We start from the raw sequence: 22,006 nt of genomic DNA, 5'->3' as shown, positions 1-22,006 counted from the left end.
TGTCCCTCCTCTTCCATGGGCGCCCCTCGCCCCCGCGGATCCACTGGTCTCAGCAGGGCCCGCTCCGCCCGACCTCCGAGGAGCCGTCATGACCACCGCGCCCGAGTCCCCTCCGGGCATCACCGGACGCCGCGCCGGCGGCCGACCCGTCCAACGTCTGCTGCCCGGTCAGAAGGACTGAGATGAGCACGCTCCCCATCCCGCCGCGCGCCCTGCCGTGGGTCGTCGTCGGCATCGTGCTCGTCGCGCTGAGCCTGCGCGGGCCGATCATCGCCCCGACCCCCGTCATCACGCAGATCCAGTCCGAGCTCGGGCTCTCGGCGGCGACCGCGGGCCTGCTCACGGGTCTGCCGGTGCTGCTCTTCGCACTGGTCACCCCGCTGGCCTCGAAGCTGATCGGACGCTTCGGGCCCGAGGCGGCCGTCTTGGCGTGCCTGAGCGGCGTGCTGGCCGGGACCGTGATCCGCTCGGCGGGCCCCACCGCGGTGGTCCTGGCCGGCACCGTGGTCATCGGTACTGCGATCGCCGTGGGCAACATCGTGGTCCCGGTGATCATCCGCCGCGACGTCTCCTGGCGCCGGATCCCCACGGTGACCGCCGCCTACACCGCCGCCCTCAACGTCGGGTCGATGATCACCGCCCTGGGCACTGCGCCGCTGGCCGCGGCGGTCGGGTGGCGCTGGGCCCTGGTCGCCTGGGGCGCCCTGACCGTGGTGGCCCTCGTCTTCTGGCTGGTCGTGGCGCGCCGCCGGACCGGCACACCGCCCGCGGCCTCCACCCCGGCCGAACCCAGCACGGCCACCGGGACGCTGAGGCAGGCCCGGGGCACGGGCCAGGTCCGGCGCATCGGCTGGTGGCTGACGCTGGCGTTCTGCGGGCAGGCCTTCTCCTACTACTCCGTCACCGCGTGGCTGCCCACCCTGCTGGCCGACACCCGGGGGCTGAGTCTGGCCGCCTCCGGGGCCAGCGCTTCCCTGTTCCAGGTCGCCGCCATCGCCGGCGCCCTGGGGGTGCCCCTGCTGGCCGACCGGGCCCCGGCGTGGACGCCGGTGGTCCTCGTCGGAGGGCTGTGGATCGCCCTGCCCGTCGGGCTGCTGCTCGCCCCCGAGGGCTACCTCGTGTGGTCCGTCATTGGCGGCGTCGCCCAGGGCGGGGGCTTCACCACGATTTTTTCGATCGTCGCACGCATCGTGCGGACCGACGCCGAGGCCGCGGCGACCTCCGCCCGCATCCAGGGCGCCGGCTACCTCGCCGCCACGGTCGGCCCACCCCTGGTCGGGGCGCTAAACGCCGGCACCGGAGGATGGACCGTGCCGCTCTTGGTCGTCCTCGGCGCCACCCTGGTGTTCCTGGCCGGCGGCCTCCTGGCCGTCGCCGAGACCCGCCCCACCCATAAGAGTCCATCAGTGGAAGCATCCCAATGACCCCACCAGGGTCTTTAACTGGGCTGTATGCACGCAGAAGGGGCGCCCTGATCGACTCTTAAACTGGTCTTGCGACAGCCCCTTCGCCGGGCGGGGGCGGCACCGGGCTGGACGGTCCGGAAAACGAAGGCAGCGTGCATCTGCCCGCCGCCGCACCGACCTGCGTGACTTCGACAGGCTCGCGTCCGGCGGAGCGGTGTCACCTCGGACAGCAAGTCGCATACGCTGGACAGGGAGTCCACAGGAATGGGAGGACTGAGCCGCTGTCAGGGTCCACAGCCCGGCGCTTTTGTTCTGAGTTAAGTACTCAAGAACGGCATCCTTGCTGACTCTCATCCATTCGCAGTGCATGCGGGCGAGGAGTTCGATCCGAGGAGTGCAAGCATGAAGCATACGGGCAAGCTGATCCAGCTGGTGCTCAAGGCGACGCAGGCGGTGGACGAAGTATCCGCCCTCGGCCCCTCGATTCCCGCGGATCTGGCGAAGGCCCTGGAGGAACCGCGGCCGTCGGTCTACCGCATCATCAGCGCGCTGGAGGGGTCAGGGATCCTCCGCCGCTCCCCAGGCGGGCTCGTGGAGCTGGGCACCGGCATTTTGAGGCTGGCGGAGGCGGCAACCGAAGCCCTCGTCGACCACGCGGCGCTTGAGCGGGTACTTGAGGGCGTCCAGTCGGATCTCGGCCTCACGTCCGCCTTCTGGATTCCCCGCAAGGACACCGCAGTCTGCTTGGAGCAGGTCGATTCCACCGAGGTTGATCTCCACGAACTCTCGTCCGGGCGCATTCTGCCCCTCCACGCAGGTGCCGCCTCCCATGTGCTGCTGGCTTGGCAGCCCGAGGTTCTGGACGAGCTTCTTGCACAGGAACACTATGCGCAGCTGGCGGCGAGGACACCCGTGGATGCAGACACGCTCCGCCGCCTGGTCGAGGGCACTAAACGGGATGGCTGGAGGATGGAGTCGAACGAGGTTGTCGACGGCATCGCGGCGTTGGGATTTCCCGTCTTCAACCCGGACGGCAGCATATTCGGCGCCTTGACGGCGGCGGGCTTGGTCGACCAGGTAGACAACCTGCAGGAGGAAGCCATGAGGGTCCTCAAGGCCGCCGCTCAGACGTTGACTGATCTCATGGCGGACTTCAAGCCGTCACTCGCAGCCCGTGAATTCAAAGCTCCTGATTCGAACGGATCGGTGCTGGCCAAGGCCGCCTCTCTCATGGACGCCCTGGCTGTCGAACGCGTGGCGACTTCCGCAAGACTCGCGGAGCTCATCGGCGAACCCCTTAGCTCCATCTACCGCATGCTGGCGAGCCTCATTGAAGCCGGCTGGATCGAGCAGCTTGGCCACCGCGGTTCCTATCGAATCGGCAGCAAGATGATCTCCCTCGCGGGGAGTCTCTTGAACCAGTTGGACTTGCGGCGGGCCTCGCTTCCCATACTCCAAGAGATTCACGACGCCACAGGCGAAACGGTGTTCCTGTGCATCAGGAGCGGCCCCCGTGCCGTGTGCATCGAGCGGATCGAGGGCAAGCGTGTGAACAGCCGCCGTTTGACCCTAGGCAACTCCTTGCCCCTGCACATCGGCGCAGCGCCCCGCGCCCTATTGGCTTTCGACTCCCCCAAGGCGTGGGAGGACTACGCGGTGGTCTTGGGCCATAGCCCGGACTTCAGTCTCGGGGCGCGATCCCGGGCGGAGTTCTTCGGGAAGCTCAAAGACATCCGCGATGCCGGCTTCGCGTTGAGCGACGACGAACTGACCCGGGGCATGGCCGCCGTCGGAGTTCCTGTTTTCGACCACCGCGGCCATGTGATGGCGTCCCTGTCTGTGAGCGGACTGCGTGAAGGCATCCTGCACGAACCAGATGACTCGCCCAGCATCGTCGACCTGGCCCGCGATGGGGCGCGGCGATTGTCTGCCTACTTCGGCGCCCCGAGCTCTTCCGTGTAGCGGTTTGCGCCGCCTGCCTCCGGACATGCGGAGCCAGCACGGAGGCAGGCGGCGGCGACGATTTAACGGATGGATTCCCCCGCGCCACTAACGCAGAAGGGACTGCCGCACGAATGGGACACCCTGACCTGACCTACGGTTTGATTTCCGGTGGCGGTCGCTAGTTAGCCAAAGGCCTTCATGGAACCCCCCGTGGGTTGGTCCGCCGCTAACCGGGCCATATGTAAAGCCGGTAAGGGTGAACGGTTCCCGGTTGGATGTCTTCTAGGGTGTGGCCATGACCGAGCCCACCCGTCCTAGTGTCCTCGCCGATGCCCGTTCGATCGCTGCCGCCGACCCCGCGGGGCAAGGCACCGTCGCGACGCTGCTGAGCTATCCGGGGCTGCACGCGGTGGCCGCCCACCGCATCGCCCACCGCCTGTGGTCCACCCGGTGGGGCAGACCCGCCGCCCAGGCCATCGCCACCGCCTCCGCGAAGGCCACCGGGATCACCATTCACCCTGGTGCGGTGATCGGGCACCGGCTGTTCATCGACCATGGCAGCGAGGTTGTTCTCGGAGAGACCAGCGTGATCGGTGACGACGTGACCATCTACCAAGGGGCGAGCTTCGTCGGGGATGGCTCCCCGGGTCGGCGCCACGCCGTTGTCGGGGACGGGGTGCTCATCGGTTCCGGGGCGAAGGTCATCGGCCCGATCACCATTGGGGCGGGGGCGAAGATCGGCGCTGGCGCCGTGGTGACCCGTGACGTCGCGGCCGACACCACGGTCGTGGGCATCGACGTGTAATGATCTCACGCCGCAGCTCAGACGTAACGTCGGATCTGCGTGACGGCGCCAGTCACGCTGCGGGGCGAGCCTGCGTCTGTTTGCGGCTCAGGCCAGTCGTGGCCACTCCATCTCCATGGCGTGCCAGGGCTGGCCGTTCACCTCGGTGCTGCGCACCTGGCCGGTCTCTTTGAACCCCAGGTCCTCGTAGACGCGTCGAGCTAGGACGTTGTGCGAGTACACGCCCAGTTTCATGGCCGGCACCTCCGTGGTCTCGAAGCCCGTGCGCACCGCCTCCCTGATCAGCTCCCGTCCCAGACCACGCCCGCGAGCTGCCGGGTCGAGGAGGACGCAGCCGAGCCGCATCATGGCCGCGTCAGCGTCGACGAGCAGGGAAGCGTGACCGACCGGATGCCCCGACTCCGGGTCCAGCCCGGTCCAGTACCGGCGTTGATCATTGTGCAGGTAGCTCTCCAGCTGCCCGCGATCCAGCGGCCAGGTGAACGTGCGCCCGGACCAGAGCACCATGTCCGCCTCGGAGGGCACCCAGCCCAAGAGGATGTCCAGGTCGGCTGGGACCGTCTCTCGCAGGCGCATGTCCCCATGCTAGGGATGCCACCACGTGGGCCGGTCCAGATGCTGGTCGAGCCGCATGATCGACGAGGAACCCTTGATGAAACACGGCACCGGGATGTGAGGTAGTCGCACGACGCGTGGAACACGGGGTGACCGACCGACACGCACGGTGCGAGCGGGGTGCCAAGGACGGAGGCATTCCCTTATAGCGTGGACAGACCTACCCCAGGAGGTTCCTCGTGATGGACGTCGCCGGCTTCGGAGCGTTCCTTGGACTGTTCATCTGGTTGCTCATGGTCGCCTTCACCTTGTGGTTGCTCTATTGGGTGGTGCGCAAGGGCGTCACCGCCGGCATCAAGGACTACGCGCACCAGCACGGCGACCGCAGCGGCAGCTGGCAGCCATAGCCCCCAGCACCGTCCCGGTCGGAGACCAGGACCCCATCCTCGATGCGCCAAGGAGCCCCCGCCGTGCAGCGATCCACCCGTGTCCTCAGCCTCGCCGTTGCCGCTATCACCTCCCTGGCCCTCACCGGGTGCGAGGACAACCTGCTGCTCCAAGACAGACCAGAACCCCTTTCCCAGGTCACGCCCACCGCGATCACCCCCCCCACCCGGGGTGCACCATCTCCGAAGGCGCCATGGGCCCGGGGCAGAGCGAGGACCTCACCACAGCACCCCCGTCCCTGAGGTTGAGCTGCGACGGCCGGTCCCTGAGCCTGGCCGGCGATTACACGAACAAGACCGCCAACAGCTTCTTCCCGGACCACACCGCCATCAAAGCGGCCATCGTCGTCGACGGCGAAGCCCGCATCTGGCACCTCCTCGGCCCCCGGGGAGAGGAGGAGGGATGCCTGACCATTCAGCGCCTCGACGAGACCAGCGCCTCCCGCGACGAGTGCGACGCCGATCGGCTCAGCCAGTGGCAGGACAGCGACCCCGCCGCAGAAACCCGCGACACCCCCGCAGCCCAGATCCCCTAGGGGCTGCCCCACGGAACAACAGCTGCCCCAAAAGGAACCCCTGCTGCAACGCAACAGGTCAAGGAGTCAAGCGATCCGGGGGCAGTCCCCCTGCTTCCAGGGCGGCGAGCAGGCCGGTCTCGGTGTGCATGTTGCGCACGAAGGGGACCATCGACTCCAGCTGCTCGGTCGTGGCGTTGATCTTTGCCTCGTAGGTCGCCACGACGTTCAGCCCGGCGTCCACTACGGCGGCGGCGACCTGCAGCGGCACGAAGCGCGGGTTCGGCTCCCCCGGGGGCGATCTGCGGCAGCCCGGTGGACTCGAAGTCCACGAACAGGTAGTCGGGGGCGTCTGCGCCCGGCGCCGGGGCGATCACAGTGGCGATCACACCGCGCACCAGGCCTATCACGGGGCGGTACCCGGCGTCGACCAGATCCGCCTCGTCGGCCTCGCTCAGTCCGGCGGCCGTGAAGGAGACCTCCACGTAGGGCAGCTCTGGCGCCCACCCGTCGACGTCGAAAGCGGTGCTGGACTGGAACTCGCTGGACGGGGCAGTGGCGTTGAGGAACACCTTGCCGTTGGAGGTGTTCAGCTGCAAGAAACCGAGGATCGGGGCGCCGGTCGTCTCGATCTCCGTGGCGGCCGCGGAGGCGGCGGGGGTCGTGGTGCTCATGGGGTCCTTCCCGACGGTGAACTCTGTGGGGACGGCACCCATGTGTGCGGACACCCCAAGAGGCCGCGCCAGGGTGCGGACATGGGAACGGAGGGTCTGCTCTGGGGAGACAGGCCCTCCGTTGATGGCAGCGGCTGGATCAGCTGGTCTGGGCGGAGGCCTCCTGGCCGTCGACCATCCGCTCCCAGTGCTCGAGCTGGATCCGCACCTCGTCCCCGACGGCCGTCTGTACCTCGGCGGCCAGGCGCCGCCCCTCCTGCCGGGAGGCCTCGTATGCCTGCGCCGAGGGCCAGCCGCGCTCCTCGTCGTAGTGGCGGGCGAAGTCGGACGTCCACGCCAGGACCTGCTCGGTGAGCTCTGCCGGCAGCGGGAACTCCTCCTGGCTCATCAGGCTCTCGGGGCCGAAGAACGGCCAGGGGCAGCCGTGCTCGTTGAACATGCGGACCGTGATCGGTGCGGGCATCAGCACGAGCCTCCTGGGATGGACGTGATTACTCGACGGTTGGTCGAGGAGATGATAATCCGAGGATAGAACGTCTTCACGACGGCGCCGCGGGAGTTCCGGATCTGGACTGGGGTGGTGTAGCAGTACTTACCGCTGCCCTGGAAGGCGGTCTTGGACGGAGAGGCCAGCGCCTGCTTGGTGGCGAAGTCCATGAAGTCGTCCCAGTTCGCCCGCAGCGGGTACATCTTGTTCTGCCAGTCCTGCTGGTGGCGGGAACGGATGTGCCGGTAGCCGTAGCCGGCGTCGGTGCCGCACTCCATCTTGATATAGCCCCCGGAGAAGCCCGATCGGGCGCGGGCGTTGTACGTGGTGACGATGTGGGATGGGCGGTTCAGGACGTTGCAGTTCAATGAGTCGATCGGGCCGAGCAGCATTGGTGTGAACATGTCGTCGTCCTTCTGGGGCGAGGACTGCTGGTCGGGCTCCTCAATCGTCAACGTCTGGCGGGTGGTGGGGGCGTAGAGCACGAGCTCGTTGTCGTCGGGCTGGGGCGGCGGAGCAGCCAGGGCTGGGCCGACTGAGCCAGTGACAGCCATGATGAGGCCGAGCAACAGAGCGTAGCGTGAAGTAGATTTCAAGCGCATCGAGACTCTCTTTTCCTGCGGAGTGGACGTGCCTGCGGTGCCCGGGTCGGCACTCAAGTGCACAATGTGCGGACAGCACACCACGACCAGTTGCAAAAGAGAACGGCCGAAAGGATGTTTCGGACATGGGAACAGAGGGTCTGCTCTGGGGATGCAGACTCTCCGTCTCATGGTTCCGAGGTCAGGCGGGACCGGGTGCTACCGATGCTGGGGTAGGACTCGAGGTCAGCCACCTTGGTGGTGCGTGAACCTCATGTGTGCGGCGCGTGCCCAAGAGGTTCGCGGACCCACGAATAAGGTTCAAGCCGGGGTGGCCGCGCGCTCCAATTCGGCCAGCCGGTCGCGCACTTGAACCATGACCTCCTGCGGCCGAGGTGCCTTCGAGTACGGGACCACCGAGACAGGAACCCCTCGTGCAACATGGCGGGCCAAGGAAACAGTCATAGCCCAGATCCTTCCCCTCGCCAGGCTCAGGGATGCTGTGCTGTCCTCCCTCGGCAGACGACGTTCAGTAGCGGCGCCCGGTCAGCCGCAGCAGCCCGTCGACGACCAGAACGGCCAGCCCGCCGACAGCCACCATGTGCGCGAAACCGAGAAAGATGATCGGGCCGAACAGCACGCCCGACCAGAAGAAGTGATTGACGAACTCGATGTACCAGTACAGGACCACAGCAATGCCCGTGCCCACCCCGGTGAAGGCGAGCCCCCACTGACGCAACACCTGAGGTTGCACCCCTCCCACAGTGCCTCGGGCCAGCCCTGCATCGATGCCTGCGCCCTGTGCGGGGGAGGCGGCAGGCCTGCGCAGGCGCATCACCCCCAGAGGAAGACCGCAGCACACAGGAACACGAAGACGTCGAGGCTCACCGCTACCCCGCCCCGGTCATAGACCGTGAACGCGATAGCACCCAGCGCGCCGACGAACAGCACGAGCGCATAGGCCAGCACGGCCGTCCGCAGGGCACGGACCGGCCGATGAGAGCGACCAGGGAGCGAACTTGCCGCCTCGAGTTCCCCGGGTTGGGTCGTGCTGGCGAGCACGACGTCGCCGAGAAAGGCGATCAGCCCACCGACCGCGACGAAGCCGGCGGGAAAGGCGAGCCATCCCGCGTTACCAAGCGGATGCATCGGGTTAGCGGATTCTTCAACGACCCAGGTGATCGTTCCTAAGACGACGGCGATGGCACCGCTGATGCCGGTGACAATCAGGGCCACCCGACGCAATGACCTGGGCGGTTTCCTCCTGCGCTCAGCCCTTCCCGCTCCCTTGTCCATGCTCAGACGCTACCGACCGGTCAGCGCCGGATCCACGACGCACAAGAGGGGAACGGCGGATTCTGGTGGTCATTGCAACAGCAGGTCGCCGATCACTTCGATCGGTTTCTGGAACTCTAGGCGTTTGCGGGGACGGTCGTTGAGCTCCTCGGCGACCGCGTCGAGCTCTGCGGCAGTGAACGCTGAGAGGTCGGCGCCTTTCGGGAAGTATTGGCGCAAAAGGCCGTTGGTGTTCTCGTTGATACCGCGTTGCCAGGGCGAGTGTGGGTCGCAGAAGAAGATCTCGATCCCGGCGTCCACCCGCACCTGCTTCCAGTCGCGCATTTCCGTGCCTTGATCCCAGGTCAGCGACCGTCGCAGCGCCTCCGGCAGTGTCTTGATCTTCGCGGCCAGCCCGTCACGGACCTGTTCGGGTTTGTAACCCTCGGGCAGGTGAACAAGCATCGTGTAGTTGGTGGTGCGTTCCACCAGGGTTCCGATGGCGCTCTGATTGTTCTTGCCAATGATCAGGTCACCCTCCCAATGGCCCGGCACTGCGCGGTCCTTGGCCTCAGCGGGCCGGTCGCTGATGTTGATCATGTCCGGGACCCGGTTCTTGCGTTGCCCGGCCTTGCGGCAGGGCCGGCGCACAGCTCGTCCGGTGCGCAGGTATCGGGTCAGCTCCTGTTTCAGGGCCCCACGGGACTGCACGTAGAGGGACTGGTAGATCGTCTCGGTCGACACCCACATCTCCGGCTTGTCGGGGAATTCTCGTCGCAGGCGCCCAGCGATCTGCTCCGGCGAATACTTCTTGGCGAGGTCTCTCACGACGATCGCACGCACCTCGGGATGGGTGTGCAGCTTCGCTGGCTTCGGGCGCGCTGCTCTTTCATAGGCCAGCACGTGCGCTGTCGTGGCCCGATAGCCGCCTTGGGCGGTGGCGTTACGTCGCAGCTCTCGAGAGATCGTCGACGGTGATCGGCCGATCGCCGCCCCGATCTGCCGCAAAGACTGTCCCTGAACGCGCAACAGGGCGATCTCCTCCCGCTCGGCGAAGCTCAGGCACCGGCCCTTGAGGTCGCGTCCGCGGCGTGGCCGCACCCCACCGGCCTCCTCCAGGACCCGGGCCCCGGTGCGCCGGCTTGTACGGATAGCTGCCACCGCCCCGGTGATGAACTCCCCGGCCTGCATCCGCTCCCAAAACACCTGGAGCAGATCCGGCCTGATCAAGATCGAGTACCCACCCACAACACCACCCCCAACGCTCAGTGTTGCAACCACCGCAAGAACCCGGGGAACCTCAACTGCATCACCGTTCCCACGGGCAATGTCCGGTAGCCGGGCCATATGTAAAGTGGATGGGATGAGGCCCGCTCATAACTCCGCTGTGCATGTGTCGACCAAACGTTATTCGGCTGACTCGGAGAATGCGGTCACACCTTCGGTTTCCCGTGTACAGGGCTCCTGCACCAAGGGCTCCCTTGAATAATGACTCTTGGGCGGCACGCGGTCGGGGATGAAGTTGTGGGCTTGGCGCAGACCCAGGTCTTTACATGGACGGGGCTAGTGGACTCTCGGCTATCACGGCTGGACTCTGGGCCGGGTGAAGGCCAGCCAGAGAGTGGGGACAAGGTGGGAGTTAGCCGGCGTGCTCACAGGGGCGGCGAGCTGGTCGTTGAGCCGTCCGTCGTAGGTCGACAGCAGCAACTCCGCCAGCTCAGAGGCTCTCACGGTGAGGCTGAGTTCCTGCTGGTCGGCCACGCGTGCCAGCGCCTCGGTGACCGCCTCGGTCAGGGTGACCCGTTGCGCGAGGACGACGTCGCGCACCTGAGGTGAGCGACGGGCGGCCAGCAGCAACTCCAGTCGCACGCAGTGCCAGATGGTGTCAGAGGTGAAGTCCGACATGCCTTCGATGATGCGCCCTACCACTGCGGCGGTGGGCTCCCCGGCGGCCAGCCAGGCCTCCAATTGGTCGTCGAGCCGGGTGACCAACTGGCCGACGTGATCCTCGTACATCGCCAAGGCCAACTCCGTCTTGGTCGCGAAATTGCTGTAGAAAGCGCCGCGACTGAAGCCGGCCGCCGCGCACAGCTCCTCCACACTGGCGCCCTCGATGCCCTTTTCAGCGAACACGGCTGCGGAGGTGGCCAGCAACCGGGCCCGAGTGGTGCTCCGCGATCGTTTTGCGCCCGGGTCGGTGGCAGCAAAGGTGTCCATGGTGAGCCCCGTCTCATGCATCGGCGTATCCAATCTCAATGCATCAGTGTATCGTCATGCTGCAGAGCTCGATGCATCCATGCATCGAAACAGTCGTCCGAAAGGTCCCTTTCATGTCCGTGCAGCCCCCGTTTCGCACGCGATCCCGGGCCGACAAGAAGCATCGGTCTCCCTACCGCTCCGTGCGCTTCTGGGTACTGCCCGTCCTCGTGGTAATCCTGCTGGCTGCCGCCGGCACGGGGCTGTACATGGGGGGCCTGTCCAATCCGGCCGCCCATCTAAAGGACTTCCCTGTCGCGGTCGTCAACCAGGACGCCGGAACTGAAGTGTCCAGCGGGAACGGGGACGTCCAGCAAGAGAACCTCGGTGACGAGATCGTCGAGGGGTTCGTCGAGGAAGCGGCCCAGGGCGAGGAACTGGACCTGCAGGTGCTGTCCTGGAAGCAGGCACAGGTCCAGCTGCAGACCGGGCAGGTCTACGCCGCGGTGGTCATCCCGGAGTCCTTCTCCGCCGACGCCGTCGGCCTAGTAGCCGGGTCCTTGACCCAGGAGGACACCACTCAGCCGACCGTGACCGTCTACACCGACCCGCAGGCCGGGGCCCTGGCCACCCGCCTGGCCACCGCGGCAATCGAACCGGGCCTGGACCGGGCCAGCGCCACTCTCGGCGGACAGCTTGCCGTCGCCGCCCAGGACGCCGAGGATCAGGCCCGCCTCCAGGTGGAGCAGCAACTGGCCGCGGACCAGGCGCAGCAGGCCCGGCAGGCGCAGCAGGCCGCTGCCCAAGCCGGGCCAGCCACCGCCGCCTTCGCCCAGCAACTGGCCGCCCAGCAACAGGACACTCCCGCCCAGCTGGCCGAGCAACTGGCCCCTGAGGTCAGTGCGGCCTCAGCCGTGGTGCTGGCCGATCCGATTCGGGTGACCACCACCGCCTACCAGGACTTGGAAGATGGCACCGCCCTGGGCATGGGGGCCTTCTACTACGCAATCCTGTTGCTCGTGCTCGGCCTGACCGGATCCATTGGCATCAACGTGCTCGTCGACGGGCGGCTGGGCATCACACCCCTGGAGATGGGCGCACGCTTCCAACAAAACCCGGCCACCACGCCCTCGCGCCCGGTGACGTTCCTGCTCAAATGGGGCCTGTTCGTGATTGCCGCCGCCCCGGCGGGCGGAGTGGTGATGTGGGTCGCCCACACCGCCGGTGTCCCCCTTCCCCACGGCGGGACCCTGTTCCTGGTCAGTTGGCTGGCCATGGCCGCGGTCTCTGCGGTGGTCTTCGCCCTGCTCACCGTCTTCGGCAGCGCCGGGATGCTACTGGCCATGCTGTACCTGATCCTCATGGGCCTGCCCTCAGCCGGGGCGGTCGTACCCCTGGAGGCCCTACCCGGTTTCTTCCGTGCCATTGCCCCGGCCGAGCCGCTGCACCACATCGCCATGGCTGTCCGCTCGGTGCTCTACTTCGACGCTGTCCCCGAGGCCGGCCTGCGCACCGGCGTCCTCGCCCTGACCGCGATCCTGGCAGTGGCCGTGCTGGTGGCACTGGCGGTCGGCGCGCTCTACGACCGCACCGCCGGACGCCGCGGGGTCGTGGCACGATCGGCCCCGGTCGCAGTTTGACCAACCCGGGCACCCAGGAAGATTCCTTCGGGGTGCCCGAATCTCCTGCAAAATGACCGCCTTGGGGCGCCGTCCCGTCCCCCGTAGGCTCAGGACGCCTATATGACACTCCCCTGGGCCGCTCAAAGCATCAAACGGGGACGGTGACATCACCTACCCTGCGCGCCCTCAGAGTCCTTCGCTGGAGGCTCTTCACGTCAGTGCCGCTTCATGGTTAAGACTGGTCGCAGCGATTGAGTGTGAGTGTGTGATCGCCATGCTCCGATGGGTCAAAGAGTTTCGAAGAGTCCGGCGGCGCCCATGCCGCCGCCGATGCACATGGTGACCACGGCGTACTCTCCGCCCGTATTGCGGAGTGCGTGCAAGGCGCGACCGGCCATCCAGACACCAGACATCCCGTAGGGGTGGCCGATGGAGATGGCGCCGCCGTCGACATTGAGTCGTTCCGGATCGATGCCCAAGGTGTCGCGACAGTAGAGGGTCTGGGAGGCGAAGGCCTCGTTGAGTTCCCACACGCCGATGTCGTCGACGGTCAGGCCGTGCCGGGCCAGCAGTTTCGGCACCGCGGTGACTGGTCCGATGCCCATCTCGTCGGGTTCGCACCCGGTGACGGCCACGCCGCGGAAGACGCCCAGCGGCTCGAGACCACGTGCGGACGCTGTAGCAGCGTCCATCAGCACCACCGCGGCGGCCCCGTCGGAGAGTTGGGAGGCGTTGCCCGCGGTGATGCTGAACCGTCCCGGGTGCTTCCCATCCCGGTCGAGCACCGGGGGCAGCCCGGCCAGGGAGTCGGTGGTGGTGCCGGGCCGATTGCCCTCATCGAGAGTCAAGATGCCGGGCGTCGGTTCCGGCTGCCCGTCCTGCAACACCAGCTTGTGAGTGGGTAGGGGAACGATCTCGGCGTCGAAGGCCCCCTGCTGCTGGGCTGCGACGGTGCGGCGCTGGGACTCCGCGGCGTACTCGTCCTGCGCCTCGCGGGAGACGCGATAGCGGTCGGCCACCGCCTCCGCGGTCTCGAGCATGCTGGAGTACAGGCCAGGGACGTTCTCCTGCAGCCACGGATCCTGGGACCGGTGGCCGTTGAAGTGCTTGTTCTGCACCAGGGACACGGACTCCGCTCCCCCGGCCACGACCACCTCCGCGTTCCCGCCCTGGATCATCCGGGCACCCAAGGCGATGGCCATCAACCCGGAGGCGCACTGCCGGTCCACCGTCATCCCGGGCACCGACACCGGCAGCCCCGCCCGCAGAGCGGCCTGCCGGGCCAGGTTCATGCCCTGGGTCCCCTGCTGGAGAGCCGCTCCGAGGACGTCGTCGATCCCAAGCCGTGCACTCACTGGGCTCCTGGTCGACTCCAGTGCGGGCACCGCTCCCCTTTTGCTTGCGAGGGACACTGGTGCACCGTCGGGTTCGGGGAGCATTGCAGGATGCTGCAGTGATGGGTGGAGCCGGGTCAGGCGGGGCAGCGGTACAACTGGTGCTCGCTGGGATCGAGCAGCTTCCTCTCGCCCAGGTGGGTTTCGCGGATCCAGACCATGCCCAGTTCTCGGGCGACGGTGTCGACGACTCCTACGTATCGCTGCTGGTAGCTGTTCCGGGCTTCGATTCGGTCGCCTCGACGTAGCTCGGTGACCGGTACTGTCCGGGTGCTGGTTGAGCGCATATTCCTTCTCCTGGACGTCTTGAGCCGGCCTCCGATGCCGGGCGTCACCACCTGACACGACCTCGTGCCGGAGGCAACGGCGAACAATGATGAGCAGACAACTGGGCGGCGCCACGGGTGCGCGGCGGGGTCGCTTTCGCTGAGGTTGTTCTGTGTCGGCCTTGGCCGGGTTGGCCGGGCCGGGGTCAGGGACGGCCGTCATCGATGTTCCCCTTCACCCAGCGGGGTGAGGGGGAACATCGGTGACGGCGCCCAGTTGCCGGTGGACGTGGTTCAGCGTCCGGTGTGGTGCATGACGTGCTTGGTGCGGGAGTAGTCGTCCAGGGCGTAGGCGGAGAGGTCGCGGCCGTAGCCGGAGCCCTTGAATCCGCCCCAGGGCATCTCGGTGGCCAGCACCAGGTGGGAGTTGACCCAGACGGTGCCGGCGTCCAGGCGGGAGGCGATGTCGTGGCTGCGCTGGGCGTTGAGCGTCCACACCGAGGCCGAGAGACCGAAGGGCACCTCGTTGGCCCGTCGGACCGCGCCCTCCTCCTCGGTGAAGGTCTCCACGGTGACGACGGGGCCGAAGATCTCCTCCAGGGTGCAGGCGGCCCCTTCGGGGACGTCCACCAGCACGGTGGGGGCCACAAAGTAGCCGGGGCCTTCCAGCGCGCCGCCGCCGATGGCGGCCTTGGCCCCGGCATCCTTCGCGCGCTCGAGATGGGCCAGGACCCGCTCGTAGTGGTCCTTGGAGATCATCGGACCGATCTCCACGTCGGCGCCGGCCCCGGGCTCGCCGACGACCAGGGTGGACACCTGCTCGACCAGCAGGTTCGCGAACCGTTCGGCGACGGATTCGTGGATGATGACCCGGCAGCCGGCCCCGCACTCCTGCCCGGAGTTCCAGTACCCGGCGGTGCGCAGGGACTCCGCGGCCGCGGCCAGGTCGGCGTCGTCGAAGATCACCACGGGGGCTTTGCCGCCCAGCTCCAGGTGGACGCGCTTGAGCGTCTCGGAGGCCGCCTTCGCCACGGCCTGGCCGCTACCGACGGAGCCGGTGAGGGCGATCATGTCCACCTGCGGGTGCTCGGCCAGGCGCTGGCCGACCACCGAGCCGCGGCCGGTGACGACGTTGAACACCCCCGCGGGGAGCAGGTCGGCGGTGAGTTCGGCGAACTTCAGGGTGGTCAGCGGGGTCTGCTCCGAGGGCTTGAGCACGATGGTGTTGCCCGCGGCCAGAATGGGGGCGATCTTCCACACACCCATCAGCAACGGGTAGTTCCACGGAACCACGACCCCGACCACGCCCAGGGGTTCGCGCAGGATCACCGACAGGTGGTCCTCGGCGTACTGACCGGCGGCCAGGGAGGTGGTGGCCCGGATGGCCCCGGCCATGAAACGGAAGGAGTCGATCGAGGAGGCCACGTCGTCCTCGGCGACCATCATCGACTTGCCGGTGTTCAGAGCCTCGAGGCGGGCCAGCAGGTCGGCGTGCTCGGCCAGCCGGTCAGCGATGGCCAGCAGCACCTCGGCGCGGTGCTTCGGTGTGGTGCTCCCCCACTCTCGGCGGGCCTCGACGGCGGCGGACACGGCCACGTCGACATCGGCGGTGGTGCCCTGGAGGACCTCGCAGATGGTGTTTTCGGTGGCGGGGTCCACGACGGCCGCTGAGCCGTTGTCGGTCCCGGTGCGGAACTGCCCGGCGATGAAGTGCTGACCAGGAGGCAGCTGGTCAGCGGCGAGGAGGGCCGAGGAGTCGGTGGCCCGCCGCACGGTGCCCGAGGTGGTGGTTGCCGGTGAGGTCATGGTCGGTCACTCCTGATGATGGGTGGGCGTAATGGTGAGGAGAAGGCGGAGCGGGACGGGTTGAGATGCGGGGACCGGCCTCGGACATCCGCCGGCCGGTCCCCGCGTGCCGGTCAGGCGGAGGCCGTCTCCAGCTGGAGCTCGGCGACGAGCTTCTCGATCCGGGCCAGGGACGCCGGGTCGAGGTCGGCGGAGGGTCGGCGCATGCTGCCGACGGGGTGGCCGAGTACTCCCAGGGTGGCCTTGATCGCCGCGACGAAGGGCACCGAGATCAGCGCGTCGATCAGCGGGTAGATCCGGTTCCACTCGCTCCGGGCCTTCTCGAAGTCCCCGGCGGCCACGGCCTGGTGAACGGCGACGATCTCGGCCGGGACGACATTGGCCGCACCGGCCATCACCCCGGCCGCACCCTCGGTCAGCGCAGCCAGGATCAGGGAGTCCCAGCCGATGAAGGTGCCGATGTGCTGCCCGTGGTGGTGGATCAGCTGGTTGGCCTGCTCCATGTTGGCGCTGGAGTCCTTGATGTAGCGGATGTTCTCCACCGAACGGGCCAGCTCCCCCACGGTCTCGTGGTCGAGATTGACCCCGGTGGCCGCCGGGATGTTGTAGAGCATCACCGGGACCTCCACCGCCTCGGCCACCGTGCGGATGTAGTCGGTGGTCTCCGCCAGGGACAGCGGCTCGTAGTAGGGGGTGACCAGCATGAGCACATCAGCCCCAACCTCTTGGGCGTGACGGGAGGTGCGGATGGCCTCGGCCGTACTGGTGGCCCCGGTCTGGGCCACCACCGGCACCCGGCCGGCGGTGTGCTCCACGACGGTCTCCACCACCAGGCGCCGCTCATCGGTGCTCAGAGCGGCGAACTCCCCAGTGGAGCCGCAGGCCACGACCCCGTCCACGCCACCGTCGATGGAACGGTCCACGAGGAACCGCAGCTGGGGCACGTCGATCTTCCCGTCGGCGGTGAAGGGGGTGGCGAGGGCGGTGAGCACACCGCGAAGCTGTGCGGACATGATGTGTTCCTGTCTGTTGCTGGTCGAATGAGTGGTGAGGCGACGGAAAAGAATCCCTCACACGAGGGTGGGAGTCCCGGGCACGGGGTGGCTGCGGCGGGTCTGCTGTTCGGTGGCGAGCAGGCTCGTGGCGTCCTGGGCGGCGGAGAACCCGGTGGTGATGGAGCTTTCGGTGTAGAGGGTCCCGAGGTAGTCACCGGCCAGGAACACCCGGTCGGTGCCGCGCATGAGCGTGGACTGCAGCTTCGCCCGGCCGGAGAAGCAGTAGGGCGAGGCATTGGCCCACCGGTCGGTCTGGGCTTCCACGACGCTGTCGGCAAAGCCGTGACCGAGGACCTGGTCCAGATCCGCCAGGTGGGTCGCGATGACGTCCTCCTCGGGCTTCTCCAGCAGGGCCCGGCCCAGGCTGGCCGGGGAGAAGGTCATGAAGCTGCCCCCGGGCCGGCGCACGGACTCGGTGCCGCGCACGATGCTCGCCTGATTCAAAGCGATGGCAAACGAGCGTTTCGGGGCGGCGATGGCGTAGATGTCGTCCCACGGCTTGGCTTCAGTCTCATCCGTCAGGAAGGCCGTGCTCACGTGCGGGCCGTACTTGATCTGATCCAGCGCCCCGCGCAGGTTCTCCGGCAGGTCCACCCCGATGCGGTGCGAGACATCGGCGGTGGTCGCCAGCACGACGGTGCGGGCCTCGACCTCATGGTCGACACCGTCCTGGCGGTAGCGGACGACGACGGAGTCCCTCTTGTGCACGACCTCCTGCACCGCGGCGCCGAGCTCGATGCGTTCCCCCAGGGCGGCGGCGATCGAACCGGTCAGCGTGGACGGGCCGCCGACGATCCCCCGGTTGAGCCCCTGCCCGATGCCCAGCACCAGGCTGAAGTACCCGATGCCGGCCCCGGCCGAGATCTGGTCCATGTCACCGGCCGACCGGGTGACGGTGGTCTGGAACAGCGCGGCCGCGTCCTCCGAGAGGTTGCCGATGTAGTCGAGGAAGGACCGGTCGTTCTCGAAGTCGTAGATGCGCTGCTGGCGCATGGCCCCGGACTCCCCGGCGCGCTTGCGCACCACCCCGGTGTACTTGGCCACCCCGCGAACGACCTTCATCCCGGCCCGCACCGTGTCGAGGCGGGCGGACAGGGACATCGGGATGCGCAGCGGGTAGGTGGCGATGTGTCCCTGGCGGATGAACTTCCCGTTCATGGACAGCCCCTGCAGGGACCCGGGGATCTCCACGGCCGTCACACCGGTCTCGGTGAGCAACGAATCGGTGGAGGACCCTGGGCCGGCGAAGACGTGACCGCCCCAGTTCAACCAGTAGTCCCCGCGGCGCTCGGAGCGGATCCGCCCCCCGACACGGTGCTCGGACTCCAGCACCAGGGTGTCCCAGTGCCGCAGCCGCCAGGCCGCGGACAGACCGGCCAGACCGGCACCGACGATGACTACATCTTTCATGGGACTGCCTTTCGTTCTACCGCCTCGCGCACAGGTTCACCACCTGCGCGGACGAGGGACGTGAGGGGCTTGCGAGGAAGGATGCGGGCACCCACCGGGCGTCCCTGTTTGCCCTGGACGCGTGGTCCAGGCAGAACCTGGGAGACGCCCACGACTCTTCTGCTTGCCGCGGATCTGTCCCAGAGCCGAGGTTCGGCTCAATGTGGTGCAGATCTCCCTACACCATAGAATGTGATCACACATCACACAAGAGGCGATGACGAGGTCCCCAAGGAGATCCTCCACAGGCAACAGGCGTTCCCGTGACTGTGGTAGGGGCAAGGGCAGGGCCCGCGCCGAGGAGCAAGCTCATCGGCGCGGGCCCTGGGTAATCAGTGGCGGCTCAGTGCGCTGGCGCGGGGCTGGGCAAAGCCTGGCGGATGCGATCGGTGGCGCTGAGCAGGGACTCGGTGTTGATCCGTGCGGCCGCAGCGGCATCGTGGTGTGCTGCGGCGTCAATGAGCTGCTCCTGGAACATCGAGAGCACCGCGGGGTCACCGGAGTCCAGGGTGTTGCGCGCTCCGACGATCTTGTACGGCCGGCAGCGTCGCCACAGTCCACGCACCATTTCCAGCAGCACCGGGTTGCCGGCGGCGGAGTACAGGATGCTCAGCAGCTGCTCATCGTGGTCGAGCATGTCGGCCACGCGCTGCTCCTCCAGGGCCTGGAGCATGGCCCGGTACTGCTGGCGCATCTGCTCCACCTGATCGGCGGTCACCTGGGACGCACCCAGTCGCGCCGCTTCCACCTCGAGCACCCGGCGCACGTCGTAGACGTGCAGCAGCTCCTCCAGCGTGAGGCCTTTGACCACAGCACCCTTGTAGGGCACCTTCTCGGCCAACCCTGCCTCTTCCAGACGTCGAATGGCCTCGCGCACCGGCATCACGCTGGTACCCAGCTCGGCGGCCAGATCACGGATCAGCAACCGATGGCCGGCGGGCAGGTCCCCGTTCATGATCCCGTCATGGATCGCCTCGAAGACCTGATCCGCCACCAGGATGCTGGGCTCGAGCTTATGCAACGCCATGGGGCTCATTCTATGACCCGCCCCGCAACGGCTTGCCCTGCGGCCTCTCTGCCGGGTGGACGGAAGCTCTCCCCTCCACGAGAAGGGTGTGCTCCCATCGATGCGCCTGGCGACCGTAACGACAAGTTAACCTCTTCCTCTTGTTTGATCTGTGATCACAAATTACAGTATGGCCAGTGATGTGCGACACACTTGCCGCCATGTCCGTCGTCGTGCACCTATCGACCTTGTGAGGAGTCAACGATGGTTGACCAGATCTACGCGATCGGCGACAAGCTGTGGCTGATCATGCTTTTCATGGCCATGCCCATCGGGGTGTACCTGACGGTGCGCACCCGCTTTCTGCAGGTCCGGCTGTTCAAGGACATGATCCGGCAGCTCAAAGGCGACGGGAAGGACCACGAAGGCGGCCTGACACCGTTCCAGGCCCTGTCGCTGACGATCGGCAACCGCGTCGGTGTCGGCAACATCGCCGGTGTGGCCACCGCCATCGGCTTCGGCGGCCCCGGGGCGCTGTTCTGGATGGCGGTGATGGCCTTCTTCGGCGGCGCGACCGCCTTCGTGGAGTCGACCCTCGCCCAGATCTACAAGCAACGGATCGACGGGGAGCTGCAGGGCGGTGTCCCCTACTACCTCGAAAAAATCACCCAGAAGCGCTGGCTCGGGGTGGTCGCCGCCGTGACTGCGCTGACTCTTTACACCCTGCTGGCCCCGGGCGTGCAGGCCACCAACATCGGTGTCGCCGCGGAGTTCGGGCTGGGTGTGCCGACCTGGGTGACCGGGCTCGTCGTCACCGCCGTCCTCGGGGTCATCATCTGGGGTGGGCGCCGGCGCGTCCTGAAGTTCGTCAACGTTGCCGTCCCCATCATGGCCGCCGGCTACATCCTCATGACCGTGCTCGTGCTGGCCTTCAACATCACCGCAGTGCCCGCCGCCATCGGCCTGATCTTCAGCAGCGCCTTCGGCGCCCACTCCGTCTACGGCGGGATCATCGGCGCGGCCATCGCCTGGGGCGTGCGCCGAGCCCTGTTCTCCAACGTCGCCGGTGTGGGTGAGGGCACTTACGCCGCCGGTGCCGCCGACGTGTCCCACCCCGCCAAGCAGGGACTGGTGCAGGCGTTCTCCATCTACATCGACACCCTGGGCATCTGCATGGCCACCGGCCTGATGCTCGTGGTGACCGGCAAGTACAACGTGATCACCGCCGACGGCACCGAGATCACCACCAACCTGCCCGGTGTGGCCGCCGGCCCCAACTTCACCCAGGAAGCCGTCGCCACCGTGTGGCAGCCGGCAGCCGGCCCCTTTATCGCCATCGCCATCGCACTGTTCGCCCTCACCACGATCGTGGCCTTCTACTTCATCGCCGAGGCCAACCTGGCCTACCTCGTCGGACACCGCAACCCCGTCCTCGTGCGGATCCTCGAGGTCGCCATCCTCGCCGTGACCTTCTACAGCACGATCTCCGACGCCGGCCTGGTGTGGGCCACCGCCGACATCGGCTACGGCGCGCTGGGCATCCTCAACTTCACCGCACTGATCTTCGTGTCCGGAATCGCCATCAAGACCCTCAAGGACTACGACCGGCAGCGCAAGGCCGGCCTCGACCCGGTGTTCAATCCGACCACGCTGGGCATCAAGCACGCCACCTTCTGGGAAGACCTCAACCTGACCGCTGATGCCACGGCCCGGCGCGCCCACCACTGACGTCACACGCCCCCCAACCACATGAAAGGCTTCCCATGACCGAGCTGATCCTCGTCGGCACCGACGGGTCCGAGACCGCGTCCCTTGCCGTGACCGAAGCGGCCGGCCTCGCCGCGAACCTCGATGCCAAGCTGCTGATCCTCACCGCGTTCCCCAGCCTCGCCGACACGAAACTCGGCGAACACGCCCGCGACATGCCCGCACCCAAGCACTGGCGATCCGCCCAGCGGACCGAAGCCGAGAAGGTACTCACCACGGCCGTGGACTCGCTCGGGCAGTCTGACATCTCCGTGGAAACCATCGCCCAGGAAGGGGATCCAGCGGAGGCCATCCTGCGAGTCGCCGAAAAACGCCAGGCCGACATCATCGTGGTCGGCAACAAAGGCATGGCCGGGGTCAAACGATTCCTCCTCGGCTCCGTGCCGAACAAGGTCGCCCACCACGCCCCGTGCTCGGTGTTCATCGTCCGCACCACCTGACCGGCGCCCGAGACGCCGAGCAACACCGGGCAGCCACCGCCCGTATTACTAGTGCCGCGGGGTCAGCGACTTTTCGTCGCTGACCCCGCGGCACATCCATTTCGGCGGCGACGAAGCCGCAGACAACGACCTGGGGACCAGCGCGCGGCAGACGCCAGTCAGGCTCAATAGTGAAGTAACCCCCGGTCAGCCAAACGCCTTGGTGTGCCGCTGGTTCTGCGTCGAGCTCACCAGACGGTCCAGGACAGTGATGACGAGCGTGTCGCCCTCACCAAGGCCAATATCGCTTTTGCAAAGCCCGACCACTAATCCGCCAT

General features: G+C 67.3%; 22 protein-coding genes. 8 read left to right on the top strand and 14 right to left on the bottom strand.

Annotation, left to right across the window (positions count from 1 at the left end; translation table 11 throughout):
* The first annotated feature begins 182 nt into the window (after positions 1 to 182).
* The 3 genes from EQG70_RS02200 to epsC all read left to right on the top strand — a co-directional run bounded on the left by EQG70_RS02200 (position 183) and on the right by epsC (position 4,155).
* Entirely contained in the window at positions 183 to 1,424 is a 1,242-nt protein-coding gene (locus tag EQG70_RS02200; RefSeq protein ID WP_109221890.1) for an MFS transporter, read from the top strand.
* 384 nt (positions 1,425 to 1,808) lie between these two features.
* Positions 1,809 to 3,368, top strand: a complete 1,560-nt coding sequence (locus tag EQG70_RS02195) for an IclR family transcriptional regulator (protein ID WP_109244631.1) — start codon at positions 1,809 to 1,811, stop codon at positions 3,366 to 3,368.
* 277 nt (positions 3,369 to 3,645) lie between these two features.
* A complete protein-coding gene (gene epsC / locus EQG70_RS02190) occupies positions 3,646 to 4,155 on the top strand; it encodes a serine O-acetyltransferase EpsC (protein WP_109244603.1) in 510 nt (169 codons plus the stop codon).
* 87 nt (positions 4,156 to 4,242) lie between these two features.
* Here the strand turns inward: epsC and EQG70_RS02185 are convergent, their stop codons facing one another.
* Complete coding sequence (locus EQG70_RS02185) at positions 4,243 to 4,731, bottom strand: GNAT family N-acetyltransferase (RefSeq protein WP_017834441.1); 489 nt, start codon at positions 4,729 to 4,731, stop codon at positions 4,243 to 4,245.
* A 218-nt stretch (positions 4,732 to 4,949) separates the two neighbouring features.
* Between EQG70_RS02185 and EQG70_RS18065 the strand changes: the two genes are divergently transcribed.
* Positions 4,950 to 5,117: a hypothetical protein gene (locus tag EQG70_RS18065; RefSeq protein ID WP_017834440.1), complete on the top strand. Its 168-nt coding sequence runs from the start codon at positions 4,950 to 4,952 to the stop codon at positions 5,115 to 5,117.
* Between the two features lie 233 nt (positions 5,118 to 5,350).
* The gene (locus tag EQG70_RS02180) at positions 5,351 to 5,692 is read left to right on the top strand and encodes a hypothetical protein (RefSeq protein ID WP_109223149.1); all 342 of its coding nucleotides are present in this window, start codon (positions 5,351 to 5,353) and stop codon (positions 5,690 to 5,692) included.
* 58 nt (positions 5,693 to 5,750) lie between these two features.
* Here EQG70_RS02180 and EQG70_RS02175 read toward each other — a convergent pair whose 3' ends face one another.
* The 7 genes from EQG70_RS02175 to EQG70_RS02145 form a co-directional block, all read right to left on the bottom strand.
* Positions 5,751 to 5,942 (bottom strand): 3'-5' exonuclease family protein, encoded by a 192-nt coding sequence (locus tag EQG70_RS02175; protein ID WP_017834438.1) that lies wholly within the window; start codon positions 5,940 to 5,942, stop codon positions 5,751 to 5,753.
* A 542-nt stretch (positions 5,943 to 6,484) separates the two neighbouring features.
* The gene (locus EQG70_RS02170) at positions 6,485 to 6,808 is read right to left on the bottom strand and encodes a hypothetical protein (protein WP_241482915.1); all 324 of its coding nucleotides are present in this window, start codon (positions 6,806 to 6,808) and stop codon (positions 6,485 to 6,487) included.
* Positions 6,808 to 7,386 (bottom strand): hypothetical protein, encoded by a 579-nt coding sequence (locus EQG70_RS02165; protein ID WP_138976442.1) that lies wholly within the window; start codon positions 7,384 to 7,386, stop codon positions 6,808 to 6,810. Before EQG70_RS02165 ends, EQG70_RS02170 begins: the two co-directional genes overlap by 1 nt.
* Positions 7,387 to 7,942: 556 nt before the next feature.
* Positions 7,943 to 8,155 (bottom strand): hypothetical protein, encoded by a 213-nt coding sequence (locus EQG70_RS02160; RefSeq protein WP_035930436.1) that lies wholly within the window; start codon positions 8,153 to 8,155, stop codon positions 7,943 to 7,945.
* A gap of 92 nt (positions 8,156 to 8,247) precedes the next feature.
* The gene (locus EQG70_RS02155; protein ID WP_136341033.1) at positions 8,248 to 8,709 is read right to left on the bottom strand and encodes a hypothetical protein; all 462 of its coding nucleotides are present in this window, start codon (positions 8,707 to 8,709) and stop codon (positions 8,248 to 8,250) included.
* Positions 8,710 to 8,778: 69 nt separating this feature from the next.
* The gene (locus EQG70_RS02150) at positions 8,779 to 9,879 is read right to left on the bottom strand and encodes an IS30 family transposase (protein ID WP_255219435.1); all 1,101 of its coding nucleotides are present in this window, start codon (positions 9,877 to 9,879) and stop codon (positions 8,779 to 8,781) included.
* A gap of 390 nt (positions 9,880 to 10,269) precedes the next feature.
* Entirely contained in the window at positions 10,270 to 10,905 is a 636-nt protein-coding gene (locus EQG70_RS02145; RefSeq protein ID WP_052133091.1) for a TetR/AcrR family transcriptional regulator, read from the bottom strand.
* Between the two features lie 182 nt (positions 10,906 to 11,087).
* On the opposite strand from EQG70_RS02145, the gene EQG70_RS02140 reads away from it, so the two are divergent.
* Positions 11,088 to 12,524: a YhgE/Pip domain-containing protein gene (locus EQG70_RS02140; protein ID WP_160291652.1), complete on the top strand. Its 1,437-nt coding sequence runs from the start codon at positions 11,088 to 11,090 to the stop codon at positions 12,522 to 12,524.
* A 269-nt stretch (positions 12,525 to 12,793) separates the two neighbouring features.
* Here the strand turns inward: EQG70_RS02140 and EQG70_RS02135 are convergent, their stop codons facing one another.
* The 6 genes from EQG70_RS02135 to EQG70_RS02110 all read right to left on the bottom strand — a co-directional run bounded on the left by EQG70_RS02135 (position 12,794) and on the right by EQG70_RS02110 (position 19,503).
* Positions 12,794 to 13,861, bottom strand: a complete 1,068-nt coding sequence (locus tag EQG70_RS02135; protein WP_242630378.1) for a thiolase family protein — start codon at positions 13,859 to 13,861, stop codon at positions 12,794 to 12,796.
* A gap of 116 nt (positions 13,862 to 13,977) precedes the next feature.
* The gene (locus tag EQG70_RS02130) at positions 13,978 to 14,187 is read right to left on the bottom strand and encodes a hypothetical protein (protein WP_136341034.1); all 210 of its coding nucleotides are present in this window, start codon (positions 14,185 to 14,187) and stop codon (positions 13,978 to 13,980) included.
* Between the two features lie 273 nt (positions 14,188 to 14,460).
* Positions 14,461 to 15,972, bottom strand: a complete 1,512-nt coding sequence (locus EQG70_RS02125; RefSeq protein WP_207307487.1) for an aldehyde dehydrogenase family protein — start codon at positions 15,970 to 15,972, stop codon at positions 14,461 to 14,463.
* A gap of 113 nt (positions 15,973 to 16,085) precedes the next feature.
* A complete protein-coding gene (dapA, locus tag EQG70_RS02120; RefSeq protein WP_109223140.1) occupies positions 16,086 to 16,985 on the bottom strand; it encodes a 4-hydroxy-tetrahydrodipicolinate synthase in 900 nt (299 codons plus the stop codon).
* 57 nt (positions 16,986 to 17,042) lie between these two features.
* Positions 17,043 to 18,437, bottom strand: coding sequence for a flavin monoamine oxidase family protein (locus EQG70_RS02115; protein ID WP_109223139.1), 1,395 nt, complete (start codon positions 18,435 to 18,437; stop codon positions 17,043 to 17,045).
* 382 nt (positions 18,438 to 18,819) lie between these two features.
* Positions 18,820 to 19,503, bottom strand: a complete 684-nt coding sequence (locus EQG70_RS02110; RefSeq protein WP_109223137.1) for a GntR family transcriptional regulator — start codon at positions 19,501 to 19,503, stop codon at positions 18,820 to 18,822.
* 243 nt (positions 19,504 to 19,746) lie between these two features.
* Between EQG70_RS02110 and EQG70_RS02105 the strand changes: the two genes are divergently transcribed.
* Both EQG70_RS02105 and EQG70_RS02100 read left to right on the top strand, forming a co-directional pair.
* Entirely contained in the window at positions 19,747 to 21,210 is a 1,464-nt protein-coding gene (locus EQG70_RS02105) for an alanine/glycine:cation symporter family protein (protein ID WP_109223134.1), read from the top strand.
* Positions 21,211 to 21,245: 35 nt separating this feature from the next.
* Entirely contained in the window at positions 21,246 to 21,689 is a 444-nt protein-coding gene (locus EQG70_RS02100) for a universal stress protein (protein WP_109223131.1), read from the top strand.
* Positions 21,690 to 22,006 lie beyond the last annotated feature (317 nt).

The organism is Kocuria rosea, from assembly GCF_006094695.1.
Classification (GTDB): domain Bacteria; phylum Actinomycetota; class Actinomycetes; order Actinomycetales; family Micrococcaceae; genus Kocuria; species Kocuria rosea.
The sequence above is the reverse complement of the archived record's forward strand: the minus strand, read 5'-3'. Positions and strand labels throughout refer to the sequence as shown.

Excerpts from the sequence above, each read along its gene's own strand:
- EQG70_RS02200 (WP_109221890.1), top strand. The coding sequence starts at position 183 with ATGAGCACGCTCCCCATCCCGCCGCGCGCCCTGCCGTGGGTCGTCGTC.
- EQG70_RS02195 (WP_109244631.1), top strand. The coding sequence starts at position 1,809 with ATGAAGCATACGGGCAAGCTGATCCAGCTGGTGCTCAAGGCGACGCAG.
- epsC (WP_109244603.1), top strand. The coding sequence starts at position 3,646 with ATGACCGAGCCCACCCGTCCTAGTGTCCTCGCCGATGCCCGTTCGATC.
- EQG70_RS02185 (WP_017834441.1), bottom strand. The coding sequence starts at position 4,731 with ATGCGCCTGCGAGAGACGGTCCCAGCCGACCTGGACATCCTCTTGGGC.
- EQG70_RS02180 (WP_109223149.1), top strand. The coding sequence starts at position 5,351 with ATGGGCCCGGGGCAGAGCGAGGACCTCACCACAGCACCCCCGTCCCTG.
- EQG70_RS02170 (WP_241482915.1), bottom strand. The coding sequence starts at position 6,808 with ATGCCCGCACCGATCACGGTCCGCATGTTCAACGAGCACGGCTGCCCC.
- EQG70_RS02165 (WP_138976442.1), bottom strand. The coding sequence starts at position 7,386 with ATGGCTGTCACTGGCTCAGTCGGCCCAGCCCTGGCTGCTCCGCCGCCC.
- EQG70_RS02155 (WP_136341033.1), bottom strand. The coding sequence starts at position 8,709 with ATGGACAAGGGAGCGGGAAGGGCTGAGCGCAGGAGGAAACCGCCCAGG.
- EQG70_RS02150 (WP_255219435.1), bottom strand. The coding sequence starts at position 9,879 with ATGCAGGCCGGGGAGTTCATCACCGGGGCGGTGGCAGCTATCCGTACA.
- EQG70_RS02145 (WP_052133091.1), bottom strand. The coding sequence starts at position 10,905 with ATGGACACCTTTGCTGCCACCGACCCGGGCGCAAAACGATCGCGGAGC.
- EQG70_RS02130 (WP_136341034.1), bottom strand. The coding sequence starts at position 14,187 with ATGCGCTCAACCAGCACCCGGACAGTACCGGTCACCGAGCTACGTCGA.
- EQG70_RS02125 (WP_207307487.1), bottom strand. The coding sequence starts at position 15,972 with ATGACCTCACCGGCAACCACCACCTCGGGCACCGTGCGGCGGGCCACC.
- dapA (WP_109223140.1), bottom strand. The coding sequence starts at position 16,985 with ATGTCCGCACAGCTTCGCGGTGTGCTCACCGCCCTCGCCACCCCCTTC.
- EQG70_RS02115 (WP_109223139.1), bottom strand. The coding sequence starts at position 18,437 with ATGAAAGATGTAGTCATCGTCGGTGCCGGTCTGGCCGGTCTGTCCGCG.
- EQG70_RS02110 (WP_109223137.1), bottom strand. The coding sequence starts at position 19,503 with ATGGCGTTGCATAAGCTCGAGCCCAGCATCCTGGTGGCGGATCAGGTC.
- EQG70_RS02105 (WP_109223134.1), top strand. The coding sequence starts at position 19,747 with ATGGTTGACCAGATCTACGCGATCGGCGACAAGCTGTGGCTGATCATG.
- EQG70_RS02100 (WP_109223131.1), top strand. The coding sequence starts at position 21,246 with ATGACCGAGCTGATCCTCGTCGGCACCGACGGGTCCGAGACCGCGTCC.